The sequence below is a fragment of the uncultured Acetatifactor sp. genome (genome assembly GCF_948601915.1).
In the GTDB taxonomy this organism is placed as follows: Bacteria; Bacillota; Clostridia; order Lachnospirales; family Lachnospiraceae; genus Acetatifactor.
Map to the genome: position 1 here is coordinate 1 of NZ_CAPDXS010000009.1, position 22,721 is coordinate 22,721.

The window sequence follows — 22,721 nt, forward strand, 5'->3', positions numbered from 1 at the left end:
TGATCTGTCATAAACCCCCATTGCACACCGAATTCATCAATGAAGTTACCCGACAATTTACTGTATGGCAATTCCGTGAAAGGGTCTATGACGTTCTTTATATAGTAGTATTTCTTTTATTTTTCTTCAATACTTGTCGCCCTGACATGTATTTTTTTGATTTCATCAGACATTGATTTCCATATCTGCGTATAGGGATATTCAGCAGCAATAAAACGAACTGGGACTAATTTTTAAGACTTTGGGAAACTGTTCTCAACCATAATCCGCGCTGCGTGTTCCAGCAGATACTTCCGCCCGTCCTGTCTGGCCAGCTCCAAATATCGGGGCAGCAGATTGGAGTGAATGGCGTCCAGGGAAACCAGGACGGCGATCCGCTGGTATTCCTGCAGTTCAGGGGGATAGCAGTCCCTCTCCCAAAACAGCGGCGCAAATTGCTCCACACAGCGGGGGCGCAGGGCAGGCATGGCCAACAGCGCCCGCCGGTTCACATACTCATGGGAGTCCTTCGCAAAGTCCAGGATCAGGTCTTTGACTTCCCGGCTGCATGGGCACTCCGGCAGGTAGGCGGCAAACTGCCACCTGGCTTCCGGTTCCGGGGAGCGGACGGCACAGCGGCACAGGGCTTCGAACCAGGCCGGATGTCGTGCCGTCCGCTGGATCAAGCCCTCGCCCTCGTTATCCCTTGCGATCAGGTAGAGCATTTCCGCCAGCAGTCGCTCCTCTGCCTGTCCGGCCTTGAAATCCGTGAGCACTTGGCAGAAGGCATCCCATACATCCTCCCAGGCCGGGTAGTCGATCTCCCACTCCCCGCCGATCTCCTGGGCGTTTTTTCCCGGATAGGTAGTTTCCTGCCACCGACGGAACTTTGCCGCCTGCTCCAGCAGGCGCTTACGGATGCCTTTTGCCATATGCTCCCCTCACAGTTCTTTGCTCAGCTCCTTCAGCTCCAATGCCTCCCCGGTTCGGCAGTCCGGGATGTCTGCTCCGCGCTGGGGACAGCTTTTATCAACAGATTCGGCAGGCGCGGAACCTCTCCATGGTGGGGATGGGCGTGATTTCAATGGCTCCGTCATAGAGGATGACCGGCGGCTCTCCCTCCGGCGCCTCCGCCCAAAACAGTTTGATGTACCCGGTCACTTCGATTCCTCTGCCATGCTCCAATCGCACAGGTTCTCGTTCTGCGTCACCCGGCGCAGCTCGTCCCGCACCTCCATCAGGGCAAAGCCCAGCAGATTCTGGCCCCGCCACTTCCGGGGATCTAAAGCCTCCGGCGAACTGGCCGAGAGGCGGATGCCCCAGATGCTATCATAGGGGCTGGCCTCCACCAGCACCCTGTCCCCGGTGGAGAGGAGGAACTCCCGGAGGGAGCGGTTCTGGCTGAATTTGCACCAGTTTCCATTGAGCACAATGGCATATTTGAACCTGTCCCACACTTTCTGGTCAAAGCCCCGCACCTTGCGCCCCAGAGCCTTGATCTCCCCGGGAACGCTGCACGCTAAGATCTGCTCCCGGATCTCCCGGTCGCCGAACAGCTCCGCCTTGCCCGCCATCATGTACTGCTCCATGCAGAGGTAGTGGTGGGCGATAGAAAAGAAGTCCTCCATCCACCACTGGCTGAGACAGCTCTGGGTAATGCTGCCGTCCCGGGCGGGCTGGTGTCCCCAGAACAGGCACATCTCCCGCTTCCGGCCAGCAGCAAACTCCTGTTCGACCCATTGACGGGTGTACTTTGGCCGCCCCTCCGGCTGCCATGCATCTACCCAGCAGTCGCCATGTTCCAGCACTTCGCCGCTGTCCTCGTCATCCCACCAGCCCTTCCAGGTTACCGGCTCCGGAAAGAGGGCCCGGTATTCCGCCTGCTCCTCCTGCGAGAGGGTGTCCAGCCAATCGCCAAATCGATATCTGTAACTCTCCCCATAGCCCATGCGCCAGCCGATGGAGTATCGCTCGATCTCCCGGAAAGCCAGCCAGAGGGGCGGCATGATTTTCTTATCCTGTAATGCCATAGTTCATTTCCCTTTCCTGTTAAATGTGGCGCAGTTTTCTCCTGATATCCGGTGGGGGTGCCGCCCAGGGATGTGGCCTGCGCCAGCTCTGCTTTAGTCAGCTCCCCCCTGCATTTTCTTCAGCAGCTTCACAATCCGCTCCCGATTCTTCGCAGTCTTCATGAAGGTGGGGAGATGGTCAGCCTGGGTTCTCTTAGGAAGGCCGAAAGGCTTTTCCCGCAAATCGGCGCTGAGATAGTCGATCAGATAGGCCAGATGTTCCCGGTTGATGGCCCAGACCGGCTTGCCCTGGAAGTAACTCAGGAACCACAGCTCCAGGCCGAAATAAGGCTCCTTCCCCTCCCGGATTTCATCGGCATAGGAGAAACCCTGCGCCGTTCTAAGCACTTCCCCCGGCATCCTTGACTTACAGTAGGGGCAGGCCACATGGAGAACCGGAAAACGCTGCTTTGCTTCGTCCTGGATTTCCACCCGATAGTACCTGCCGCAATGCCTGCACTGGTTGTGGACAGCATAGCGGTACACCGTGCGGTCGCGGGTCATTTGATGGCCGCAGCCATGGCAGCGGAAAAAGGCATTGTCCCTGTCCGCCGTCACCACGCCCGCCCCCTGGCATTTGGGGCATTTCGCCTGGATGCCCAAGGTCAGGGCGCTGTATGCGCTATAGGTAAAGTAAGGCTTATCGATGATTCGGCTCATGCATCCACTCTCCTTTTCGCCTGCGGCCGGTCTGACAGCGCTCTTTTGCAGGCCCATCGCCAACTCCGGACATTCCGCCAGCGCCAATCCTCCAGTCCGCCGTCTCCCTCTGCCTGCGTCAATCCTCCCGTCCGCCGTCCCCGCACGTTTCAGCCATTCCTCAACTTTCCTCACTCCTGTTCCTTATAGCTGGCTTCAATGTCAATGAAGCTCACATACACGGCGCAGACTTCTCCGCTTGCATCGTATCCGAAGTAGACAGGGTAATACCCGTCCCCCCAGCCGGAAGCGAAGATGGGGAGGTTGCAGTCCGTATCCGGCACTGTCCAGTTGAGCCAGTCTCCGTAGCTCCCCTGATACTTAGGGTGGATGCCGGCGTTCTCCTCCAACAGATCGCAGAACAGATCGTTGTAAGGGTCAATGTCCGGATCCTCCTCCAGCCGCCTGCTCCAGTACGCTTTGAAGGCTTCCTGGGTCTGGATGTCCGCGATACAGCCCATACCGGCGTCCACACCGAAGCCGAAGTAATCGCCATCCTCCAGTCCCTCGTCCAGATTCTCATTGCCCACCATGCCCAGCTCGTACCGAACCGGCTTTTCCCCGCTGACCACTGCCTTGACGCAGGCATAGCGGTCGCCGTATTTCTCACTGGGCACCACGCAAATCTGCAGCGGGTAGGTTCCGGCGGGAACCGTCTGAAGGAAGGGCTGAGCGTCCTCCAGTTCCACCATGGGGTCGCAGGCAAAAATCCTGCCGGTAGGGAAATGCACCTTGCCGATGTCCAGCACATCCACCGCCATATTCCCGATGGACTTCTCCGTAAAATAGGTGTCCAGGTCGAATTTGTATGACAGTTTGTCCTTGATTGCTTCGTATTTTTTCATCCATTCTGTTGTAGGCATACTTGTTTCCCTCCTGTTCAATGCAATCCGCGGGGATTGCTCCTTTCTTCGCAATCATCCATTATGCTCAGCAATTCCCTTAGCTCTCATGGGCTAATCCTCATGCTTTTCATCGGCCAGATTCTTCTTCAAGGCTTCTTTCATTTTTTCGCCAAAGACTCCGCTTCATCCAGCATTTGTCCCACGCTGTCCATGGTTGTCGGATTTCCGGCCATTTCATTCCCCACATGAAAAATGAAGGGGAGCCCCGTTTCGTCCGGAAAGGTGAAAATATGATCCGTAAAACTTTACAAATCAATTATACCGCAAATGTATTAAAATTTCTACTCTCACAATGTGAAGCCCTTGGGAAATGATCTTCTATATGAATAATTCAGGTTTAGTAGTATTTATACTGCTTAACGATTTCACTTGCCGTGAAACCAGACTGCATAACGCTGACTGGTTCATTCGCATGATTACATTAGGCAGCATTCAGCGTTATGCAGTATAACTTCATGTTACATCGTCGCAAAGGTAAATCAGACGAGTCATAATAGAACCTCCACCTTACCACCAGACTTTAGAAAAGGGGCATAATAGCACAATGGGGATGAATATTTTTGACCATATATAAAACTGCCGAGTTTGCGGCGGTCATCGGGGTACACCCGCACTTAAAGCATTTCACCGCAATTCCAGGGCAAGCCCGAGTAACGGCCAGCATCACTTTACGCTCGTGTGAAAACTGTGGTGACAGTGATGATGTCATCGTCGATCTGCGCAAAAATCTCGCCGTTCATCTTGTGCATGAGCCGTCTGCAAATGTAACGTCCCAGCCCGCTGCCACCAATGTTTTCCGCATTTACTCCGCGCCAAAAGCTCTCGAAAACATGCGGAAAATCGTCCTTCACAAGCGTACAACCACCGTTAAAGAGACATCCAGGAGCGCTATGACGGCTTCTGCAGCAGGATGCGCGAAGCCAGGTACAGAATATCCAGAAAAAACCTCATCATGGACATAGACTATGAGCAGTTGGCCGCCCAGATCCGGGCAGGCGAGGTCATGGCCCTGTTCTGCCGCAACGACAGGCTGGCTGTGAAGACGATCCGTAGCCTGCGGGAGAGGGGGGCTGCGGATTCCGCCGCGGGCCCGGAGCGACCATGGGCGGTGGACGCGCGGACAACCACTCTGGCTAACTGCTCCAGCCAACTGTTCCGCCCAATCGCTCCGGCCATCCGCTCCGCCCAATCGCAGATCCATCCCAGACGCAATACTGCCCTCCGAGGCCAGAAGCCTTCGGAGGGCAGCTTATTATCCTTTGATCGACCCGACGAACACGCCTTTCACAAAATATTTCTGCAAAAACGGGTACACGCACAATATGGGCAAGGTCACGATCACCGTCACGCAGTATTTCACCAGCTCCCGGTAGGCCGTGGCCCCCTGGACGCTGTTCACGGACACGCCCCCCGCGCTTCCCACCGAGCTCATGGACACGTCGTTCATGACCAGGATCTCCTTCAGCAGGAGCTGCAGCGGATATCTGGCCCTGTCCTTCAGCAGCACCATGGCGTTGAACCAGGAGTTCCAGTTGCCCACCAGGTAGTAGAGGAAGATGACCGCCAGCACCGGCTTTGAGAGAGGCAGTATGACGTTCATCAGGATCTTCGACTGGGAAGCCCCGTCGATCACCGCCGCCTCCTCCAGGTCATAGGGGAAGGACTGGAAGCCCGTCCGCAGGATGATCATGTTCCATGTATTCAGCGCCGTGGGCAGCACCATGGCCCACACATTGTTGTAAAGCCCCACCTGCTTCATCACCAGGAACCAGGGAATCAGGCCGCCGCCGAAGAACATGGTGATCGTGATGATGACCATCACCGCTTTCTTCAAAAGCAGCTCCCGCCTGGAGAGGGCATAAGCGCCCATGATCGTGAACAGCATGTTCACCGCGGTGCCCAGCCCCACATAGAGAAAGGTATTCTTGAATCCCACCAGCAGGCTGTCGTCTTTGAAGACAAGTTTGTAGCCGCTCATGGTGAACCCCAGAGGCTTCAGCAGAAGCCCCCTGTGGGCGATCAGATCCGTGGGATTGCTCACCGACGCGAACAGCACATGCAGCATGGGATACAGGCAGATCAGTGTCAAAAATGTCAGGATTCCATAGTTCACGATATTGAATATCACATTTGCGGGAGTCCAGCGCCCGATTCTGTTCTTTTTCTTATCCATAGCCGTCCCCCCTTAGAAAATGCTGATTTCCGAATACTTTTTGGACACCCTGTTGGTGAACCACAAAAGCAGGAAATTCACCGCTGAGCTGATCAGGCCTACGGCAGTGGCGAAGCTGTAGCTGGCTTCCTGCAGGCCGCGCCTGTACACATAGGAGGCGATGACGTCCGCCGTCTCATAGGTGAGCGAATTGTACAGCAGTATGATCTTCTCATGTCCCGAAGCCATCAGGCCGCCCACCGCGAAGATGAAGAGGATGATGATGGTGGGGCTGATCTGGGGCAGGGTCACATGCCACATCTTGCGGAACCTCCCCGCGCCGTCAATCTCCGCGGCCTCATACAGGCCCGGATCGATGGAGCTCATGGCGGAGAGATAGATGATGGAGTCCCACCCGATATTCTGCCAGATCCCCGAGAACGTATAGATCGGCCGGAACATGTTGGCATAGCCCAGGAGGGAGGCGTGCTCCGTCCCTGTGATCCATTCCACCAGCTGGGTCAGGATGCCGCCCGACTGGGTGAAGATATGGATCATACCGCAGATGACCACCAGGGAGATGAAATGGGGCATGTAGGTGATTGTCTGTACGATCTTCTTGTAGCGCATGGCCTTCACTTCATTCAGCAGCAGGGCCAGGAGGATGGGGGATGTGAAGCCGAATGCCAGCCCCCAGATATTGAGCATGAACGTGTTCCTGACAGTCCTGCCGAAAAACGGGCCCGACAGGAAATCCTTGAAATGCCGCAGGCCCACCCACTGGCTGTCGGCAAAGCCGAGCAGGGGCTTGTAATCCTTGAACGCCAGCAGGACGCCCCACATGGGCGCATAGCAGAATACGATATACCACAGCAGCACCGGGACCAGCAGCAGATATGCAAACGAATTCTTCTTCAGGTCTTTCCGTAATGCGGTCTTAAAACTTTCCTTTTTGGTCTTCCTTTTCATAGCGGACTCCAATCCTTTCGGGCAGCGGCATCCCCACGCGGAAATCCGCCGCCCCCAACAAGAAACTCTGCCTCAAATCCGGTCCCCGCCGGGAAGGCGGGAACCGAAGCTGTTACAAGCCGTTATGGGAATGCTCTCCGATTATCTCGCGTTATAGCGGTCCAGCGCAGCCTGCCACAGGCTGAGGAATTCGTCCATTCCCTGGGCCTTGGCATTGTCCAGGAACTCGTCGTAGGCGTCCACTTCCAGCTGTCCCATGATGATCTTGGAGAAGTATTCGTTCCTCATTGTGGAGAGGATGGTCCCCAGCTCGCCCTCTCTTGCCGCTTCCTCCGCGGTAAGGGTCACAGGGGGCATGGTTATGGAAGAATCCATGTTGGTAGTCCAGTAGTCGCGGATGTCTCCGGAGTAGCTGCCCTCGGCCGTGATCAGAGGATTGGAGTTGTGCTCGTCACGGATGTTGGCCCCGTCATGGATGCGGTACTTCCAGATTAGGTTGCTCACCGGCTGTCCCTCAGGGTCATTGTACATCAGGCCGTCCGCGAAGAAATAGGGAAGCCCGTTCTCGTCCACCAGATGCACATCGCCGTAGGAACCATAGTTGTAGATCTCCCAGCCCTTCTTGGTGAACGCGAAGTCAAGGAAAGCGCAGGCCGCCTCGACGTTCTCGCACTGGGTTGTGACGGCAGCGGTGGAACCGGTCCTCTTGAAGTTGCGGTAGGTCTGCTTGGACTGATCCCCCTTGTTCAGGACAGGGTTCAGGGCCGCCACGAAATCGATATTGTTGTCCTCTTTCCAGTATCCCCACATGGTATCGGGGGAGTCCATCATCACCGCACAGTCGCCGGATACCGCTTCCGCCATCCTCTGGTTGAAATCGGCGGTAGCCCAGTCCGTGTTCAGCAGGCCTTCCTTATACCAGTTCTGCATGGTGGTCAGATACTCCTTCGCGCCCTCCTGGGCAGGACCCCACGCCACCTTTCCGTCATCGTCCACGAAGGTCCAGTCCCATACGCCGTAAGCGCCGTTGATGATGCCCGTGAAGATCTGTCCGTAGTTGGAGCCGTAGTTGAGGGGCTGGCTGTATCCCTGCTCCTTGCAGGCCACCAGGAAGTCATGGAGCTCATCCACTGTCTCGGGGATGGGCAGACCGGTCTTGTCCAGGGCCTCCTGCTTGATCAGCAGCCCGAACCAGCACCATTCATTGTAGGGAGCGATTCCGTACACGCCGCCGATGACGCCCTCGTCCGTCACCGTGGTCTTCCTCCTCTCCTCGTCGGAGTTCCTCCAGGCGGAATAGTTGGGCATATATTCGTCCACTACATCCGTCAGATCCAGGTAGGCGCCCTCGTTCACCCCTGCCGCGATGCCGCCGGTGTAGCGGTCAGCGCCGATGATGATGTCCGGCAGCTCGCCGCTGGCGATCATCAGGTTGAATTCCGTCCCTTCCTCTCCCAGGGCGGGCACGATGAAATTCAGCTTGATCCCGGTCAGCTCCTCCAGCTGGTTGAAGACACGGTGGTCGTTCAAATCGGGGCAGACGCTGGACAGGATGGAGTTATTTGCCATCCACACATCCAGGGTCACTTCCTCCTTCCAGGGATACGCGGCGTAGTCGTTGGGAATGGCCTGGTCGAAGACATCCCCCAGGTATGTATCGTTCAGGGTGGTGTTCACCGCATTGATCTCATCTTCCGTAGGCGCCGTATTTCCGCGCAGGGATGTCAGGTCCTGTGCCTCAGAGGCCCCGCTCTCTACCCCCCCGGACTCCTCCTGGGCATCCGCCTCAGGCTGACTCTCCTCCTTGCTCTCGGATTCGGCGGAAGCGCCTGCGTCCGAGGACTGCGTCCCGCCGTCGGAGCCGCATCCGGCCAGCATACCGGCGGTCATGGACATGGCCAATAACATGCCTATCATCTTTTTCTTCATAATTTCTCTCCTTTTATGGGTTTTGCTGTTCCCTAACCTTAATAAATCTTCATTCCGTTCCTACTTCCTGCTGGGAACCTCCGTCCGCCACCTTCACTTTCATGACAAGCCCCTGCGCGTAATCTCCGAATTTCTCCCCGAACAGGTTCATGCCGCCCACATGCTGGGCATCGGGCTTGACTCCCAGTTTGAAACTGATGTAATTCCTTTTCTCCAGCTGGAGGGCCTCCAACGACAGATCCGAACACTTGATGTCATCCTCGTAGCATCCCAGGGAATTGATGCGGATGGATTTGTACATGCCGTACTGCGTCATGGTATCCCCCCACCATTCCGGGTTCAACCGCCCCCTCCTGCCGCCGAAGTCCCCCGGCAGCGTCATGGTAGCGGCCTCCAGCCCGTTTACCCAGACAGTGATGTCGGAGGGCCATTCGTTCTGATACCCCGGCGCTTCCGAACAGATTTCAAACGAGAAGGACACCTCCTGGGTCTGGCCGCTCTTCATCAGATGCGTGGGAAAGCGGTACTCCACGTATCCTGTGTTGAACCAGAGCAGCTGGGCCTCGCCCCGGTTCTGCCAGTAGAAGCTGGAGGGAAAATCCTCCACTCCCAGATAGCCCTTTTCGCTGATGATTCCGCAGTTTCCGTTTACCTCGCAGTCGAAATAGTTTCCGATCGGCATGGCGAACTTGAACACCTTGCTGCCCTCCTGCTCCGTCTTGTGCCTGAATGCGTTCAGATAGATATCCTCGAACGAAATACCGCACACCTTCTGCGCGCCACGCACGCCGGGCTGTTCGATCACCGATATCATCCCCGCCTCCTCCAGGACCTTCACATGGAGCGCCGCCGATGACTGGGGCAGCCCGAACTCGGCCGCCATCTCGCTGATGTTCGCCGACCTCTCTATCAGGAGCTTCAGCATCTCCAGCCTCACCTCCGACGACAGGGCCTTGCCCACCAGCGCTGTCTGCTGCAGATTACTCAGATCCAGCGTAATCCTCTTCTTGCTTGCCTTCAACCCAATCCTCCCTTCCTCCTTGAGATTTTGCTCTTTCCACTTTCCAACATAATTTTTGTTTCTAATTTGTTTTTCCATATCCAGAATAACCCTGTATTTTTTGTTTGTCAATTGTTTAAAACATAATAATTGTTTGTTTTATTTTTGTATGATTTTCACAATCTCTAATCCGTTCTCTTGACATTCTGACTCCAAAAAGCCATTTCATGTGCAACATGTACATATTTTTTGAATATTATTGTGCATTTACTGCATGGATTTTCCCTGAGTTTTCTAGTATCCTAAGTTTGGGCATTCCATCTTTTCTGTTCGTTTTTCCATTTATAACATTTTTTATGTTTTTAATTGTTTTCCTTTTTGCTCATTTATAACAGAAAATTTGGAATGTCTGATTTTAGAGCAAAAATTCAGATAAGTTCAGATAAGCAAGATTCAGATAAGAAAGGGAAAACGTGAAGAAAGCATCGAACTCCAAATCCGCCGGCAGGACGATCGGATCGATCGGATTGGGCATCCTTCTCCTGTCGTGCTTCCTGATTGTCATTCTATACAGAAAGGGGACAACCGCCATGCAGACCACATTCGAGCTTCATACCGATTTGTCACAGACCTGTTTCACCAACGACCTGGGCGTCACCGATATCGGAGATCCCTTCGTGCTCAAAGTCGCGCCGGACGTATACTATATGTACTGCACCTCCGCGCCTACCACCGGCTACTACTGCTGGAAATCCAGCGACCTGGTCCACTGGGGGGACAAGAAGATGTGCTATGTCAGGAAGCCGGACTCCTGGTGCACGGACTGCTTCTGGGCCCCGGAGGTAGTGGCCCGGGACGGAAGGTACTACATGTACTATACCGCCAAGAACCAGAACGACAGCCTGCGCATCGGCCTGGCCGTCTCCGACGCCCCCGACGGCCCCTTTGAGGACGTGAAGAACGAGCCCCTCTTCGACTTCGGATACGCGGCCATCGACGCCAATGTGTTCCTGGACGACGACGGGAAGAACTATCTGTACTATTCCAGGGACTGCTCCGAGAACCGGGACGATTACATGAAAAAGAGCGAGATCTACGGCGTGGCCCTCAGCGCGGACCTGCTGTCCGTGGAAGGGGAGGCCGTCAAGCTGCTGACCCCGGAGCAGCGGTGGGAGAAGGCCCCCGGGGACACCTGGTGGAACGAGGGGCCTGAGATGCTCAAGCACGACGGCCGATATTACATGACCTACTCCGCGAACTTTTTCGCCAGCCCCTCCTATTCCCTGGGCTACGCCGTCTCCGACTCCCCCCTGGGCGTCTTCGTGAAGGCCCAGGAGAATCCCCTGCTGACCTCGGGGCTCCGCAGGGACGTGTCGGGCACCGGGCACCACAGCTTCACCTACTCCCCGGACGGCACCCAGATCTGGGCGGTCTACCATTCCCATACCTACCCGGCGGACCCCAGCGGCAACCGCAAGGTGAACATGGACAGGGTGGGCTTCACCGCGGACGGAAAGATGTTCATCAGCGGCCCCACCACCTCCGCCCAGCCCATGCCCTCCGGCCTCTCCACCGCTGACGTCACCGGGCGCTTCCAGGCCGGCTTCGGGGCCCAGGCAGAGGGGACGGACAGCGCGCTGCTCACGGACGGCCTGTTCTCCGTCTCCTCCAGGCACTCATGGCTGGAGACCGAGGCCCCTGCCGAGGAGGGGATTGTGAAGATAACTCTGTCTTCGCAGGATGCCCTGCCCGTCTGCGGCATCGCCATCTACCCCGGCGTAGAGTGCCTGGGCGATATCTCCTCCGTGGGCCTGCGCCTTGGGCAGAAAGCCTCCTCCGAAGATTTCGTCGTGGAGGAGGGCATGACGTCACCGCTGCTTCTGTATTTTGACGCCTGTGAAACGGACACCATCGAGATCACCCTTTCCCTCCGCGAAGGGCAAAGCGTCACCAGGCTGTCGGAAATCAGCGTTTTGTCCGAAATGAACTAAAAGGAAAGGAACGATCACCATGAAAAGAACAGAATATCCGAGACCACAATTCGTCCGCAGGGACTGGCTCTGCCTGAACGGGACCTGGGACTTTGCTTTCGACGATGAAGGCCTGGCCGCCTCCCAGCACTGGGAGCTGGATTCCCATGGGCTGGACGGCAGGATAGAGGTGCCCTTCTGCTTTGAGAGCAGGCTCAGCGGCATCCAGGACACGTCCATCCATGACCGCGTCTTCTACAAAAGGCGCTTCAGCATCCCCGGGGAATGGAGCGGGCGGCGGATACTCCTGCATTTCGAGGCAGTTGACTACGAGTGCACCGTATATGTGAACGGCGTTCCCTGCGCCCGGCACATCGGAGGGAACGCGGGCTTCTGCGCGGACATCACCGATTTCCTGAGAGGGGAGGGGGAGCAGACCCTGGCCGTCTCCGTATACGATCCGGCCAGAGACGAGACCATCCCCCGGGGCAAGCAGTTCTGGGAGGAGAAAAGCGCGGGCATCTGGTACACCAGGACTACCGGCATCTGGCAGAGCGTCTGGCTGGAGCCGGTGGACGCCTGCCATATCTCCCATGTGAAGTTCACCCCGGACATCGACCATGATACGGTGACCCTGGAGGCGGAATTCTCCGCTTACGCGGAGGAGATGTACCTGGAGGCGGACATTTCCTTCCAGGGCGACCCTGTGTGCCGGGACCGCTATCTGGTCAACAACCGGAGCGTCTTCTGCCGCAGCATCCATCTGTCCAAGGACCATATATTCTACGGCGCCGCCCATGAGAAGGCGCGCCTGTGGAGCCCGGAGAACCCTGCCCTTTTCGACATCACCCTGCGCCTGGTCGTGGACGGGCGCACTGTGGATACGGCCGAGAGCTACTTCGGCATCCTGACCGCGCCCTCGGACGAGGATTTCGTGGCGGACATCCGGATGATGAAGGAGATGGGCTTCAACGGCTGCAGGAAGCATCAGAAGGTGGAGGACGCCCGCTTCCTGTACCATGCCGACAGGATGGGCTTCCTGGTCTGGGGCGAGATGGCCTCCGCCTGTCTGTTCACGGACAAGGGCATCGCCTCCTATGCCAGGGAATGGTTCGAAATATTGCGGCGCGACTACAACCACCCCTCCATCGTGGCCTGGGTGCCCTTCAACGAGAGCTGGGCCATCCCCAATGTGGGCTTCTGCAAGCGCCAGCAGGACCAGACCATGGGGATGTACTATCTGTTGAAGAGTCTGGACCCCACAAGGCTGGTGGTGAACAACGACGGCTGGGAGATGACGAAGAGCGACATCTGCGCCATCCACAACTACGCCCACGGCTCCGGCGAGGAGCCCGGAAAACAGAGCTTCTTCCAGCGCACCATGGCGGAGAAGGACATCCTGCTCTCCTGCACCCATGCCGGGCGCAGCGTCTACGCCCAGGGCTATTCCTACGGCGGCGAGCCCATCCTCATCACGGAGTGCGGCGGCATCAATTACAACTCCGCGGAGGAGGGGAACTGGGGCTATACTTCGGCTCAGGACGAGTCGGATTTCCTGCGGCAGTACGAGCATGTCATCGGCAGCATCCTGGCGTCGGACCTGGTCTACGGCTTCTGCTACACCCAGCTCTCCGACGTGGAGCAGGAGACCAACGGCCTGCTCACCTATGACAGGGTGCCGAAATGCGACCCGGCCAGGATCCGGGAGATCAATTCCAGGTACAGGCACAACATCGTAGTTCGTTAAGCGGCTTTCCTGTCTCTCACAAAAACAGTCCGAAACTGCCGGGGGCAACATATGGCCTCCCGGAAGTTCCGGACTTTTGCAGCTTTCCTCAGACTTTTTCCGGACTGCCCTTCACATTGAAGCGAACCATATGGCTCCCCGAATATCCTCCAGCTCTCCGCCGCAGGGTTCACATAGGCCGGGAGCGCCCGACATCCCGCTTCACGGATATTTCCTGAGCCTCCTCAGCAAACGGGCCAGGGCCGGCCTACCGCTCGTTGTCCGGCCTCCCCGCGTTCATGTCCGTGTAGCAGTCCAAAAGCCCCACCGTCTCGTTGGCGGGACGGCCGTACATGTTGCAGCACTTATGGGAGACTTCCCCGGCGGCGCTCTTCTCCTCGTCCATCTCCACGCTCATGCGGACTACGCCCATCCGGGTCTCTCTGTCCAGATGATTCAATATTTCGTCTATCAGCTTCTCATTTTCCATACATCCATTCTATCCTCTCCCGGCTGACCGTGATGCTGCATTTGCATTTTTACCCTTGGCAAAAGCTCTCTTTGCCGTGGAAATCCATCATTTCCATCCGCTCCATGCATCCTGTCCGGCCATGCTCTGCGGCTTCCCGGGGCCCACAGCCCCTCCCCTCACTGCAGATCCATATCCATCCCCAGCCACCACCGGAGCACGTCCTGGATCTTCTCATCCCAGTATTTCCACTGATGGTCTCCAGCGGACTGCTCACAGGTCAGGTCATAGCCCAGGTTCTTCACATGCTCCCAGGCCCTTAAGTTCCCCTGGTACAGGAAGTCCTCCGTCCCGCACCAGGCGTAGAGCCTGGGCAGCTCCTTCCCGCCGGACGCAAGCCTCTCCGCCAGCGCAAGCAGATCGTTGTCCGAGCCCTCCAGCGCCTGGGCCGAGCCGAATATCCCCCGGAAGAGGGCGACCCTGTCCGACTCCTCCACAGCGGCTTCCACGTTCCGTTTAAAATCGTCCACCATATCCAGGGCGCCGGACAGGGACGCCGCTGCCCCGAAGGTCCCGCCGGCTCCCAGCCCCAGCTTCCACGCCCCGTAGCCGCCCATGGACAGGCCCGCCGCCAGGGTGTCCTCCCTCTCCGCGGACATCTGGGGGAAGAATTCCCGACAGATTTTCGGCAGCTCCTGGGAGAGGAACGTCCAGTACCTCATGCCATAGGTGGTGTCCGTGTAGAAGCCCAGATGTGTCGTAGGCATCACCACGGCGATGCCCAGGCTGCTGACATAGCGCTCAATGGACGTCCTCCTCTGCCAGATGGTCTGGTCATCGCTCATGCCGTGGAGCAGGTACATGGTCTTGTACTTCCCCTGGGCCGCCCTGCCCTCCATGCCAATCTGCCCCTGGGTCTGCTGGGGCAGCAACACGTCCATGTTCATGCTCATGCCCAGCACGTCCGAGAAAAAGTCTACATGCAATAAGGCCATTTCGTTCCCTCCTATATCTTTTATTTCATGAAAAGATTCTCAAATTCCTCAACCGTCCGGGAAGCGGATGCCAGCTTCAGCCATCCCCGCAGGATTTCCAGATCCTTCTGGCCCAGAATCTTCTCCCGCAACGCTTCCGGCACGGCGCCCACATCCCCCAGCAGATCCAGAATGGCCTCCGCTTTCCCTTCTGCCTTGCCTTCCTCGCGTTCCTCCTCGAACATCCTGACTATATTATACTTGAACGCCATGTCATCCTCTCCGTTCCCGGCCCAGCTCAGTATTTCCTCAACTACAGCCAACTTATCCCCGCAGACTGACAGCAAAATATACTTCACCCAGTTCCGGAACTCCTCCAACTCCTGCCGCCCCAGGCCTTCCACCCTGCCGTATGCCCGGCGGATGGCCCCCGCCAGTTCCAGCTTCTTCCGGAACTTGTCGCAGTACATGATATTGTCCAGCACCGTGTTGGTAGACAATATGTACTCTTCCTCCACCTGCGCCAAATCCACCAGATATACTGCATAACGCTGAATACTGCCTAATGTAATCACGCGATTGAACCAGTCAGCGTTATGCAGTCTGTTTTCACGGCAAGCGAAATCGTTAAGCAGTATAATATTCCAGATTCAGTATATGGTTCCCGAAAATGTCCCCACCCCTCTGGTAATCCCGCAGATTCGTCACGGCCGTCCATCGCTCCTGCCCGTTGTAGAACACAATCGGCACCATGGCAGGCAGCCGGAACCCGGCCCTTTCCCTTGTCTTCTTATCCATGTCCAGGAAATGCTTTACAAGCGTGTTCACCACATACATCAATATGCGGAATATCATGGTATAATCAACGCTTGACTGCAGCTCCTGCAGGATGAAGACATATACTTCCTCCCCGTCAGGCATCCCCACTCTGTAGAGCAGATCCGCCTCTCTGCCCTCATAGTCCCGCTCCAGCATCTCCTTGTCGCAGAGGACGAAATCCGTTGCCCGCAGTTCCAGCATCCAGTCCGCCCCGATATATTTCTTCAGAAAATGCAGGAATTCCTCCGGCCTTGACAGGCTCTTCTTGTACCCCTTGTCGTGGGGCATGCTTACGCCGGCATCCACCGGCTTTCCGTCCTTCGTCTTTTTCGCTTCTTCCATAAAGCCACCTTTCCTTTCCCGATGCATCCGGCAGGAAAGAGGCGCTTCTCCTTCCTGCCTTCGGTAGTTGCTTGTCACCTGGGATACAGGCTCCCGCCCGGCAAGAAGTTCGATACAGTTAGAAAAGACTTACCGTCTTCATGATGGATATAGAATCAGATTTCTTTGCCTACATCCAGAGTAACACGGCGGGAAAGGAATTGCAAGATTTTTTTCAACCGGATGTATCAGGCGGATGCGTCAGCGATAATACTGCTCCTGGGCATGCCACAGTTCAAAGTACCGCCCTCCGGAATCCCGCAGCAGCTCCTCATGGCTCCCCTCCTGCACCAGCCGTCCGCCGTCCAGCACCAGTATCCGGCCGCAGAACCTGCAGGAGGACATGCGGTGGGAGATGAAAATGGCCGTCCTGTTCTCCGAGATATGGTTCAGCTTCTCATAGACCTCATATTCCGCCTGAGGGTCCAAAGCGGCCGTGGGCTCATCCAGGATCAGTATCGGAGCCTGGCTGTACAGGGCCCTGGCTATGGCGATCTTCTGGGCCTCCCCGCCGGAGATTTCCACCCCCTGCGGATCAAAGTCCTTATAAAGAGAAGTCTCCAGGTCCATGCCCGCAAGCCGCGCCCCGAAACCGGCCTCCTCCAGCGCAGCCCTGGCCCTCTCCCCGTCATAGATCCTGCTGCCCGCCAGATTCTGCCCCAGCCCGAAGGAGAACAACTGGAAATCCTGGAACACCACGCCGAACAGCTTCCGGCAGGCTTCCTGGTCCAGCTCCCGGATGTCCCTTCCGTTCACCAGGATCTCCCCCCGATCCGGCTCATACAGCCCGCACAACAGCTTGATCATAGTGGTCTTGCCGCTGCCGTTCACGCCCACCACCGCCAGCTTTTCCCCGGGGTGTATGGCAAAGGACAGATTGTCCAGGGCCTTGCTCTCCGTGCCGGGATAGGTGAAGGAGACATTGCGGAACTCTATCTCCAGGGAATCCGCCGACCTGAGGGGTTCCTCCAGAACCGTCTTCCCCCCGCACAGTCCGCTTCCTCTCCCAATCAATCCGCTCTTCTCCTCCGGCTCCCCCATCCCCAGATACCGCAATATCAGCTCCAGCGCCTCCACATTGGAGTTCAGCAGCGTGATCTGGGCCGCAAACGTGGTAAAGCCCGATACGAACTGCCCGATGCCTCCCACATACTGCACGATGCTCCCCACCGGGAACAGCCCCGCCAGGGCCCGCATGCCCACCGTCAGGTAGATGGTCAGGTTCATGGCGAACCCCGCCAGAGAGCCCAGCCCGTTGTACCGGAATTCGATGCCCTTCAGCCTCTTCATAGGCTCCCTGCCGTCCCGGAGCAACTTCCCCATCTCGCTGCGGATCAGATCCCCCTGGCGGTAGAGCCGGATATCCTTCCCGGAATGATAGGTGTCGATATAATTTTCCAGATAATAGCTGTAGACCTGATTGATCGGCACCAGCCCTGCAAAGGCCGCGAAGACCTTCTTCGTGGAACGGGAAACCGTATACAAATTGACGCATATGTTCCCCAGAATCAACGCCGCCAGCCCAGCGGACGCCCAGGCCGAACAGAAGAATCCCGTCAGCATCCCCTCCCCCGGCCCGCACTGCACGAAGACCGCGCAGAAGATGGCAATGGCAAAGAGGATGGTAAAGACGCTCCGCACCACAGCCTTCACAGGATTCACCAGGTTCCACAGCCCCATCCCGTTCACATTCGCCATCTGCCGGATCCGCTCCCGCAGCGCCTGGACTTCATAGCGCTCCACCTCCTCATAGGGCAGCTCCATCATCCTGCTGTTCAGCTTCCAGTCATACTGGGCGAACAGCGCATTCTGCTTCACGTTCACCAGCCTCTCCGTCCAGGCGGCCAGCCCGCCGCAGACCAGGTTCAGCAAAGCCATGACGCACACGCCCTGGAGCAGGCGGATCATGCCCCAGCCCTCCAGGAGCCCGTTAATCAGCGCCGCCGACAGATAGATATTGATGAAAGGCGACAGCGCGTTCAGACAGGCCTGCAGGACGCAGCACGGCAGGAAACCGGGGGACAGCCCCTCAATAAGCCCGATTCCACCTGCAATTACCTTCATATTCTTCTTCATGCCCTCTCCTCCCCTCCTGCAGCCAAAAGCCTGCCGCCCGTCTTTCCCGAATACCCCCAAATCCCCCGCTCCGTCAGGTATATCTTCTTCATATGCGCTCCGCCGTCCCTTCCTGCCCGTAATACCGGCTCTGCACCCGGAACATGGCGGCGTACTTCCCGTCCAGCGCCATGAGCTGCTCATGGCTCCCCCGCTCCACGATCCTCCCCTCCTCCAGCACCAGGATGGAATCGCAGAACCGGGTGCTGGCCAGCCTGTGGGAGATGAAGATTGCCGTCCGCCCGGCAGTGAGCTCACTGTATTTTTGATAGATCCCGCTCTCGGCAATCGGATCCAAAGCCGCGGTGGGCTCATCCAGCACCACGATGCCGCCGTCCTTGTACAGGGCCCTGGCCAGAGCCAGCTTCTGCCTCTCCCCGCCGGACAGCTCGATGCCCTTCTCCTGAATCCCCTTCAGCAGCAGCGTGTTTTCCTTCTCCGGCAGGTTCTCCACCTTCTCCGCCAGCCCGCTCAGGGCAAGGGCCCGTTCCAGCCTATGCCGGTCTATCCGCCCCTCCTCCACCAGGGCGATGTTCCTGGCGATGGTAGTGGGCATCAGGTAGATGTCCTGGAACACCACCGAGTACAGCCCGAAGTATTCGTCTATGTTATAGTCCCGGATGTCCGTGCCGTCCACCAGGATGCTGCCCCGGGTAGGCGCGTAGAGCCCGCACAGCAGCTTCACCAGCGTGGTCTTCCCGGCTCCGTTGGTCCCCACGATGGCCACCTTTTCCCCTTTCCCGATGGTGAAATCCAGGTCACCTATGGTATCCTGCCCCGCCCCGGGATAGCGAAAGCCCACATGCCGGAACCGGATTTCACAGGTTCCGGCGGGGAGGGGAGCCCCTTCCCCATGGTTGAAGCAGTCCGGCATCTCCAGGAACTGCCGGATGTCCTCCGCCGTGTAGCTGGAGGTCTTGATGGCCACCAGCCCGTTCATCATGGCGGATATCCATACCGAATACTGTGTCATGATGGTAAAATAAAAGATAAAGCCCGAAATCTCCATCCGCCCCGCAAAGAGCCGGTAAATCAGCATCCCGTAGGCCAGGCCGTCCCGCAGGAAGGCCAGGAGCAGGCAGGCCCAGTTAGTGCCCAGGCGCTTCCCCTCCTCCTTCCTGTACCAGCGCATCCTGTCGCCCAGAAATTCACGGTATAACGTCTCAAGCCAGGGCGCCAACCCGAAAAGCCGTATGTCCTTGGCCGCCCGGCAGTCCCCCGCCCTGCTGTTCAGATAGCCCAGATGCCTGTCGTGCTCCGCCCATCGGCCCCGGTTGCGGTACTGCCACCGGGAGAAGCGCTGCCCCACCAGGAAATCCGCCACCCCCAGGACCAACAGCAGCGCCACTGCCCAGGGCATGAATCCGAACAAAAGCGCGGAATAGACCGCCAGGCCGAATACCGCGGAGAAGATATCCACCATCTGGCCAAACAACTGCTCTACACCGGACCTGTCGGACCACACAGCCTCCTTGGCCTTCTGGGCCAGCAACTGGCCTTCGGGATTCTCCACATTCTGGAAATCCGCGTCCATGTCCTTGTCCGCGATGCGCCCCAGATGCCCCAGCCGGACGAACATGGCATCGTACTTCAGCCTGGCCGCCACATAATTGTCCGCCAGGTTCAGCAACAGCAGAGCCCCGCTGTAAGACAGGATATACCAGAACAGCGCTGCCTCCCTCGTCTGTCCCGGAACCAGAGACGTCATATACTTCGTCAGATAGGAGCCCAGCAGCGGGATCAGGATGCGGATCGGAACCCTGGCCACCGCAGATAGCAGCATGCTTCTGTCCAACGCATAGGACTGCTTGATCAAAAACCAGATATTGCCCATCACCGTATGCTTTTTCCCCATATCCGCCTCCTGTACGCACGCGTAAAATCGTAAGCCTGAGACCATATTAGCGCAGATGCCCGCCGGGGGCAATATGCCGGATGCAAGTGGTAGGCCTGGGCGCCTCACAGGTAAAAACCACGTCCCAAAAGGTCTTCGCCTATGTGGACATAGTCATCCATGTTTTGTTCACAAATCATTCAAAGAATTTTCAATTTATCATTATTGTTTAGACATTTCTTTTCTCTATACTATAACCATCAGCCACAGTTACTGTTTACTTAAAACTTTTTCATAATTATGCCAGAGGACTCAGGTTCTCTGGCATCCTCCTTTTTTATACGGCTTTCCGGCAGACAGGAGGCTGCGACAGCAAAATGGCGACCAGGACATAAATCAAGATTTCGGATGATATTGAACTCCACGAAAACATTAGTCCCACCAGCAATAATAAACAGACTGCTCCTCGTGGAATAGCTTTGAACTTGAAATCAACTCCCCATTATCCCCAATCAGAAAAGCCGACTGCGAAAAATCTGTTTCTTCTCCGATATCACTTGGAAATATGTCTTTTGGTTCATTAAAAATCTGCCTGATTTCGCCAGGCGATAATTTACTGAAAATAATCAAAGTATCTGCGGTTATAACCCTGTCTTTATCTTCCAATCCATAGACCTGCACAAAAACTTTTGCAGTTTTATCTTTGTTTATCAAATTTTCAATCGGGACAATATATTCACGCTTTCCCTCAAGACATTCACAACAGAAATCTGTAAAATCATCTGTCGGATCCAGATAATCTTTATAGGAGAACCAATAATTATTTGTATAATCGCTATTCATTCTATCCGTTTTCAGTAATGTTAAAATAGCCCCTTTTTGTAGATTATTCATCCTGATACTCCTTATACCGCTTTCCATAGAGCGTGAAGTTATTATCCATTTTTTCCAAACTCTTAATTGTAACTTCTGAACAGTAGAACTCTATTTCGTTTTCTTCGTAATCACCAACCTCATACTTTGAATTATTTTCATATCCTCTTACAGCCATATCTTTAATATAAAATCCAGAAATCTGACCATTTCCTCGAAAACGCCAAAATTTCACATCCATAAATTCTATGTAAATTTTATAATTATCCGAACTAGTCATGCCCAATATCAAATTTGTGTGTTCTTCCCAAGAATCATTGTCTAATGTTGTTTCCCATTTCAAAAAGACAACTTTATCAAACATATTGAAATGGTTCATTTGAAAATCCGGAAAAACAGATTTAATTTTATCTAAATTCATCTGTACCCCACCTTTGCAGCTTTATAATTTTAATTATACAACAAATCCATCTTCTTATGTTCCCCAATCAGATTATGGATTGTTTTATTGTTTTCTTTTATCTGCTTCGACAGACATACCCAGTCTATCAGATTTTGCACTTCCCTGTCCGTGTAGAGATCTGTTTCTGCTACGCTTTTAGCGCACAGCCGTATCATAACTTTCTTTTCCAGATCTGTCATGTCAAATCAATGATATAAAGGCAATCATTTGAACCACAAAAACCCCTGGAAAATAAAAAACTGCCGTTTTCCGGATATAGGGAAGACGGCAGATACAAATGAAACTGACTTTGTGAATTTTGGGGCACATTGCCCTCTTTCGGAGCGCATACCCTCCTTAAGAGCGCATGCCCTCTTTCAGAGGGCATACCCTCTTTCAGAGGGCGCGCTTATCCATGGAGAAGCCACGCCCCTTCACCTCGCTGACCCTTGTGACCACCATGAAGCTGGCCGGGTCTATGCCGTGGACAATCTTCTCCAGCTTGAACAGCTCCCTGTTGGAGATAACGCTGAATATCATCTGGCTCTTGTCATGCAGATACCCGCCCTCCGCGTTCAGCAATGTCACCCCCCTGTCCAACTGCTTCAGGATGGCTTCCCTGATCTCCTCCGACTTGCCGCTCATGATTTTCACCTCCGTCTGGGTGGTGCCGATCATCATGGTCTTGTCCAGGGCGATGGCGGACAGCAGCACGAACACAATGCCGTACAGGATATTCTCCGCCTCCTGGAAGGGCGCCTGGAGCAGCAGGATGCACACGTCAAAGGCGTACAGACTCACGGACACCGGAACCCGGAAACATTTGTACAAAATCAGCGGCGGAATGTCCATGCCCCCCGTGGAAGCCCCCGTGCGGATCACGATGCCCAGAGACACCCCCACCCCCAGCCCCGCGAACAGGGTGCACAGCAGAATGTCATCCGTCAGCACGAAATCCCCCAGCAGCCTGTCGAACACCTCCAGCGCCGCCGGTATCAGGAAGGTGCTGGCCAGAGTGGTGGCCACGAAAGCCTTCCCCAGCACGATCAGCCCCAATATCAGCATGCTCATGTTCACCAGAAACAGGAAGCCGGAAACTGACACTCCCGTCAGGTGGTTGGCCGCCAGGGCGATGCCCGTAGCCCCTCCGCTGACCAGGTTCGCCGGAAGCAGGAACACCTTCACCGTCAGGGCATATAGAACATTTCCCAGAAAGATGGCCGCTATCGACCGCACCGACCAATTCATCCGCAAATCATCATTCATCCGCAAAACCTCCTATTCCAGTCCCGTAACGTCCCTTCCAACGCCATCCCCTGTGGAGAAAGCTCTGGCCACAGTACGGCCAGCTCTTTCTCCGGGCATTCTCCGGGACGTTACTGTTTCCAGTTCCGTAACATCCCTTCTAACACCACC

At 55.9% G+C, this 22,721-nt stretch carries 21 protein-coding genes and 1 pseudogene; 2 read left to right on the forward strand and 20 right to left on the reverse strand.

The genetic code is table 11. The features are described 5' to 3' along the window. Positions 1 to 233: 233 nt before the first annotated feature. From Q2B33_RS02560 to Q2B33_RS02605, 10 genes are all read right to left on the reverse strand, one after another. A complete protein-coding gene (locus Q2B33_RS02560; RefSeq protein WP_300680973.1) occupies positions 234 to 911 on the reverse strand; it encodes a hypothetical protein in 678 nt (225 codons plus the stop codon). A 97-nt stretch (positions 912 to 1,008) separates the two neighbouring features. Beyond that, a complete protein-coding gene (locus tag Q2B33_RS02565; RefSeq protein ID WP_300563892.1) occupies positions 1,009 to 1,164 on the reverse strand; it encodes a hypothetical protein in 156 nt (51 codons plus the stop codon). Then, positions 1,137 to 2,009: an NADAR family protein gene (locus tag Q2B33_RS02570; RefSeq protein WP_300782078.1), complete on the reverse strand. Its 873-nt coding sequence runs from the start codon at positions 2,007 to 2,009 to the stop codon at positions 1,137 to 1,139. Before Q2B33_RS02570 ends, Q2B33_RS02565 begins: the two co-directional genes overlap by 28 nt. 93 nt (positions 2,010 to 2,102) lie before the next feature. Then, complete coding sequence (locus Q2B33_RS02575; RefSeq protein ID WP_300782075.1) at positions 2,103 to 2,882, reverse strand: hypothetical protein; 780 nt, start codon at positions 2,880 to 2,882, stop codon at positions 2,103 to 2,105. Further along, on the reverse strand, positions 2,879 to 3,664 hold the full coding sequence (locus Q2B33_RS02580) for a DUF4241 domain-containing protein (protein WP_300782073.1): 786 nt from the start codon (positions 3,662 to 3,664) through the stop codon (positions 2,879 to 2,881). The genes Q2B33_RS02575 and Q2B33_RS02580 overlap by 4 nt, the downstream gene beginning before the upstream one ends. Positions 3,665 to 4,320: 656 nt before the next feature. Next, positions 4,321 to 4,503 (reverse strand): ATP-binding protein, encoded by a 183-nt coding sequence (locus tag Q2B33_RS24455; RefSeq protein WP_300563900.1) that lies wholly within the window; start codon positions 4,501 to 4,503, stop codon positions 4,321 to 4,323. Between the two features lie 401 nt (positions 4,504 to 4,904). Then, on the reverse strand, positions 4,905 to 5,825 hold the full coding sequence (locus tag Q2B33_RS02590) for a carbohydrate ABC transporter permease (RefSeq protein ID WP_296461266.1): 921 nt from the start codon (positions 5,823 to 5,825) through the stop codon (positions 4,905 to 4,907). Between the two features lie 12 nt (positions 5,826 to 5,837). Further along, a complete protein-coding gene (locus Q2B33_RS02595; protein ID WP_300563906.1) occupies positions 5,838 to 6,773 on the reverse strand; it encodes a sugar ABC transporter permease in 936 nt (311 codons plus the stop codon). A 141-nt stretch (positions 6,774 to 6,914) separates the two neighbouring features. After that, on the reverse strand, positions 6,915 to 8,702 hold the full coding sequence (locus tag Q2B33_RS02600) for an extracellular solute-binding protein (protein WP_300782071.1): 1,788 nt from the start codon (positions 8,700 to 8,702) through the stop codon (positions 6,915 to 6,917). Between the two features lie 49 nt (positions 8,703 to 8,751). Continuing rightward, the gene (locus tag Q2B33_RS02605) at positions 8,752 to 9,723 is read right to left on the reverse strand and encodes a transcriptional regulator (RefSeq protein ID WP_296461275.1); all 972 of its coding nucleotides are present in this window, start codon (positions 9,721 to 9,723) and stop codon (positions 8,752 to 8,754) included. A gap of 452 nt (positions 9,724 to 10,175) precedes the next feature. On the opposite strand from Q2B33_RS02605, the gene Q2B33_RS02610 reads away from it, so the two are divergent. Both Q2B33_RS02610 and Q2B33_RS02615 read left to right on the forward strand, forming a co-directional pair. Next, positions 10,176 to 11,693 (forward strand): glycoside hydrolase family 43 protein, encoded by a 1,518-nt coding sequence (locus Q2B33_RS02610; protein ID WP_300782069.1) that lies wholly within the window; start codon positions 10,176 to 10,178, stop codon positions 11,691 to 11,693. A gap of 19 nt (positions 11,694 to 11,712) precedes the next feature. Continuing rightward, positions 11,713 to 13,419: a glycoside hydrolase family 2 protein gene (locus Q2B33_RS02615; protein WP_300822883.1), complete on the forward strand. Its 1,707-nt coding sequence runs from the start codon at positions 11,713 to 11,715 to the stop codon at positions 13,417 to 13,419. A gap of 247 nt (positions 13,420 to 13,666) precedes the next feature. Here the strand turns inward: Q2B33_RS02615 and Q2B33_RS02620 are convergent, their stop codons facing one another. The 10 genes and pseudogenes from Q2B33_RS02620 to Q2B33_RS02665 all read right to left on the reverse strand — a co-directional run bounded on the left by Q2B33_RS02620 (position 13,667) and on the right by Q2B33_RS02665 (position 22,571). Continuing rightward, positions 13,667 to 13,888 (reverse strand): hypothetical protein, encoded by a 222-nt coding sequence (locus Q2B33_RS02620; protein WP_300563913.1) that lies wholly within the window; start codon positions 13,886 to 13,888, stop codon positions 13,667 to 13,669. 158 nt (positions 13,889 to 14,046) lie between these two features. Then, positions 14,047 to 14,862 carry an alpha/beta hydrolase family protein gene (locus Q2B33_RS02625; protein WP_300782064.1) on the reverse strand — a complete coding sequence of 272 codons (816 nt, stop codon included), beginning with the start codon at positions 14,860 to 14,862 and terminating at the stop codon, positions 14,047 to 14,049. Between the two features lie 20 nt (positions 14,863 to 14,882). After that, a complete protein-coding gene (locus tag Q2B33_RS02630) occupies positions 14,883 to 15,416 on the reverse strand; it encodes a hypothetical protein (RefSeq protein ID WP_300815688.1) in 534 nt (177 codons plus the stop codon). A gap of 52 nt (positions 15,417 to 15,468) precedes the next feature. Next, complete coding sequence (locus Q2B33_RS02635; RefSeq protein WP_300563919.1) at positions 15,469 to 16,002, reverse strand: Rpn family recombination-promoting nuclease/putative transposase; 534 nt, start codon at positions 16,000 to 16,002, stop codon at positions 15,469 to 15,471. A gap of 240 nt (positions 16,003 to 16,242) precedes the next feature. After that, positions 16,243 to 18,117 carry an ABC transporter ATP-binding protein gene (locus Q2B33_RS02640; RefSeq protein ID WP_300782061.1) on the reverse strand — a complete coding sequence of 625 codons (1,875 nt, stop codon included), beginning with the start codon at positions 18,115 to 18,117 and terminating at the stop codon, positions 16,243 to 16,245. A gap of 88 nt (positions 18,118 to 18,205) precedes the next feature. After that, positions 18,206 to 20,011, reverse strand: a complete 1,806-nt coding sequence (locus tag Q2B33_RS02645) for an ABC transporter ATP-binding protein (RefSeq protein WP_300782058.1) — start codon at positions 20,009 to 20,011, stop codon at positions 18,206 to 18,208. Positions 20,012 to 20,422: 411 nt separating this feature from the next. After that, positions 20,423 to 20,884 (reverse strand): hypothetical protein, encoded by a 462-nt coding sequence (locus Q2B33_RS02650; RefSeq protein WP_300563924.1) that lies wholly within the window; start codon positions 20,882 to 20,884, stop codon positions 20,423 to 20,425. Further along, the gene (locus Q2B33_RS02655) at positions 20,877 to 21,284 is read right to left on the reverse strand and encodes a hypothetical protein (protein WP_300782055.1); all 408 of its coding nucleotides are present in this window, start codon (positions 21,282 to 21,284) and stop codon (positions 20,877 to 20,879) included. Before Q2B33_RS02655 ends, Q2B33_RS02650 begins: the two co-directional genes overlap by 8 nt. 41 nt (positions 21,285 to 21,325) lie before the next feature. Continuing rightward, a pseudogene (locus tag Q2B33_RS24460) lies at positions 21,326 to 21,505 on the reverse strand (hypothetical protein); the annotation flags it as partial. 196 nt (positions 21,506 to 21,701) lie between these two features. Next, positions 21,702 to 22,571, reverse strand: coding sequence for a YitT family protein (locus tag Q2B33_RS02665; RefSeq protein WP_296461291.1), 870 nt, complete (start codon positions 22,569 to 22,571; stop codon positions 21,702 to 21,704). Positions 22,572 to 22,721: the final 150 nt, after the last annotated feature.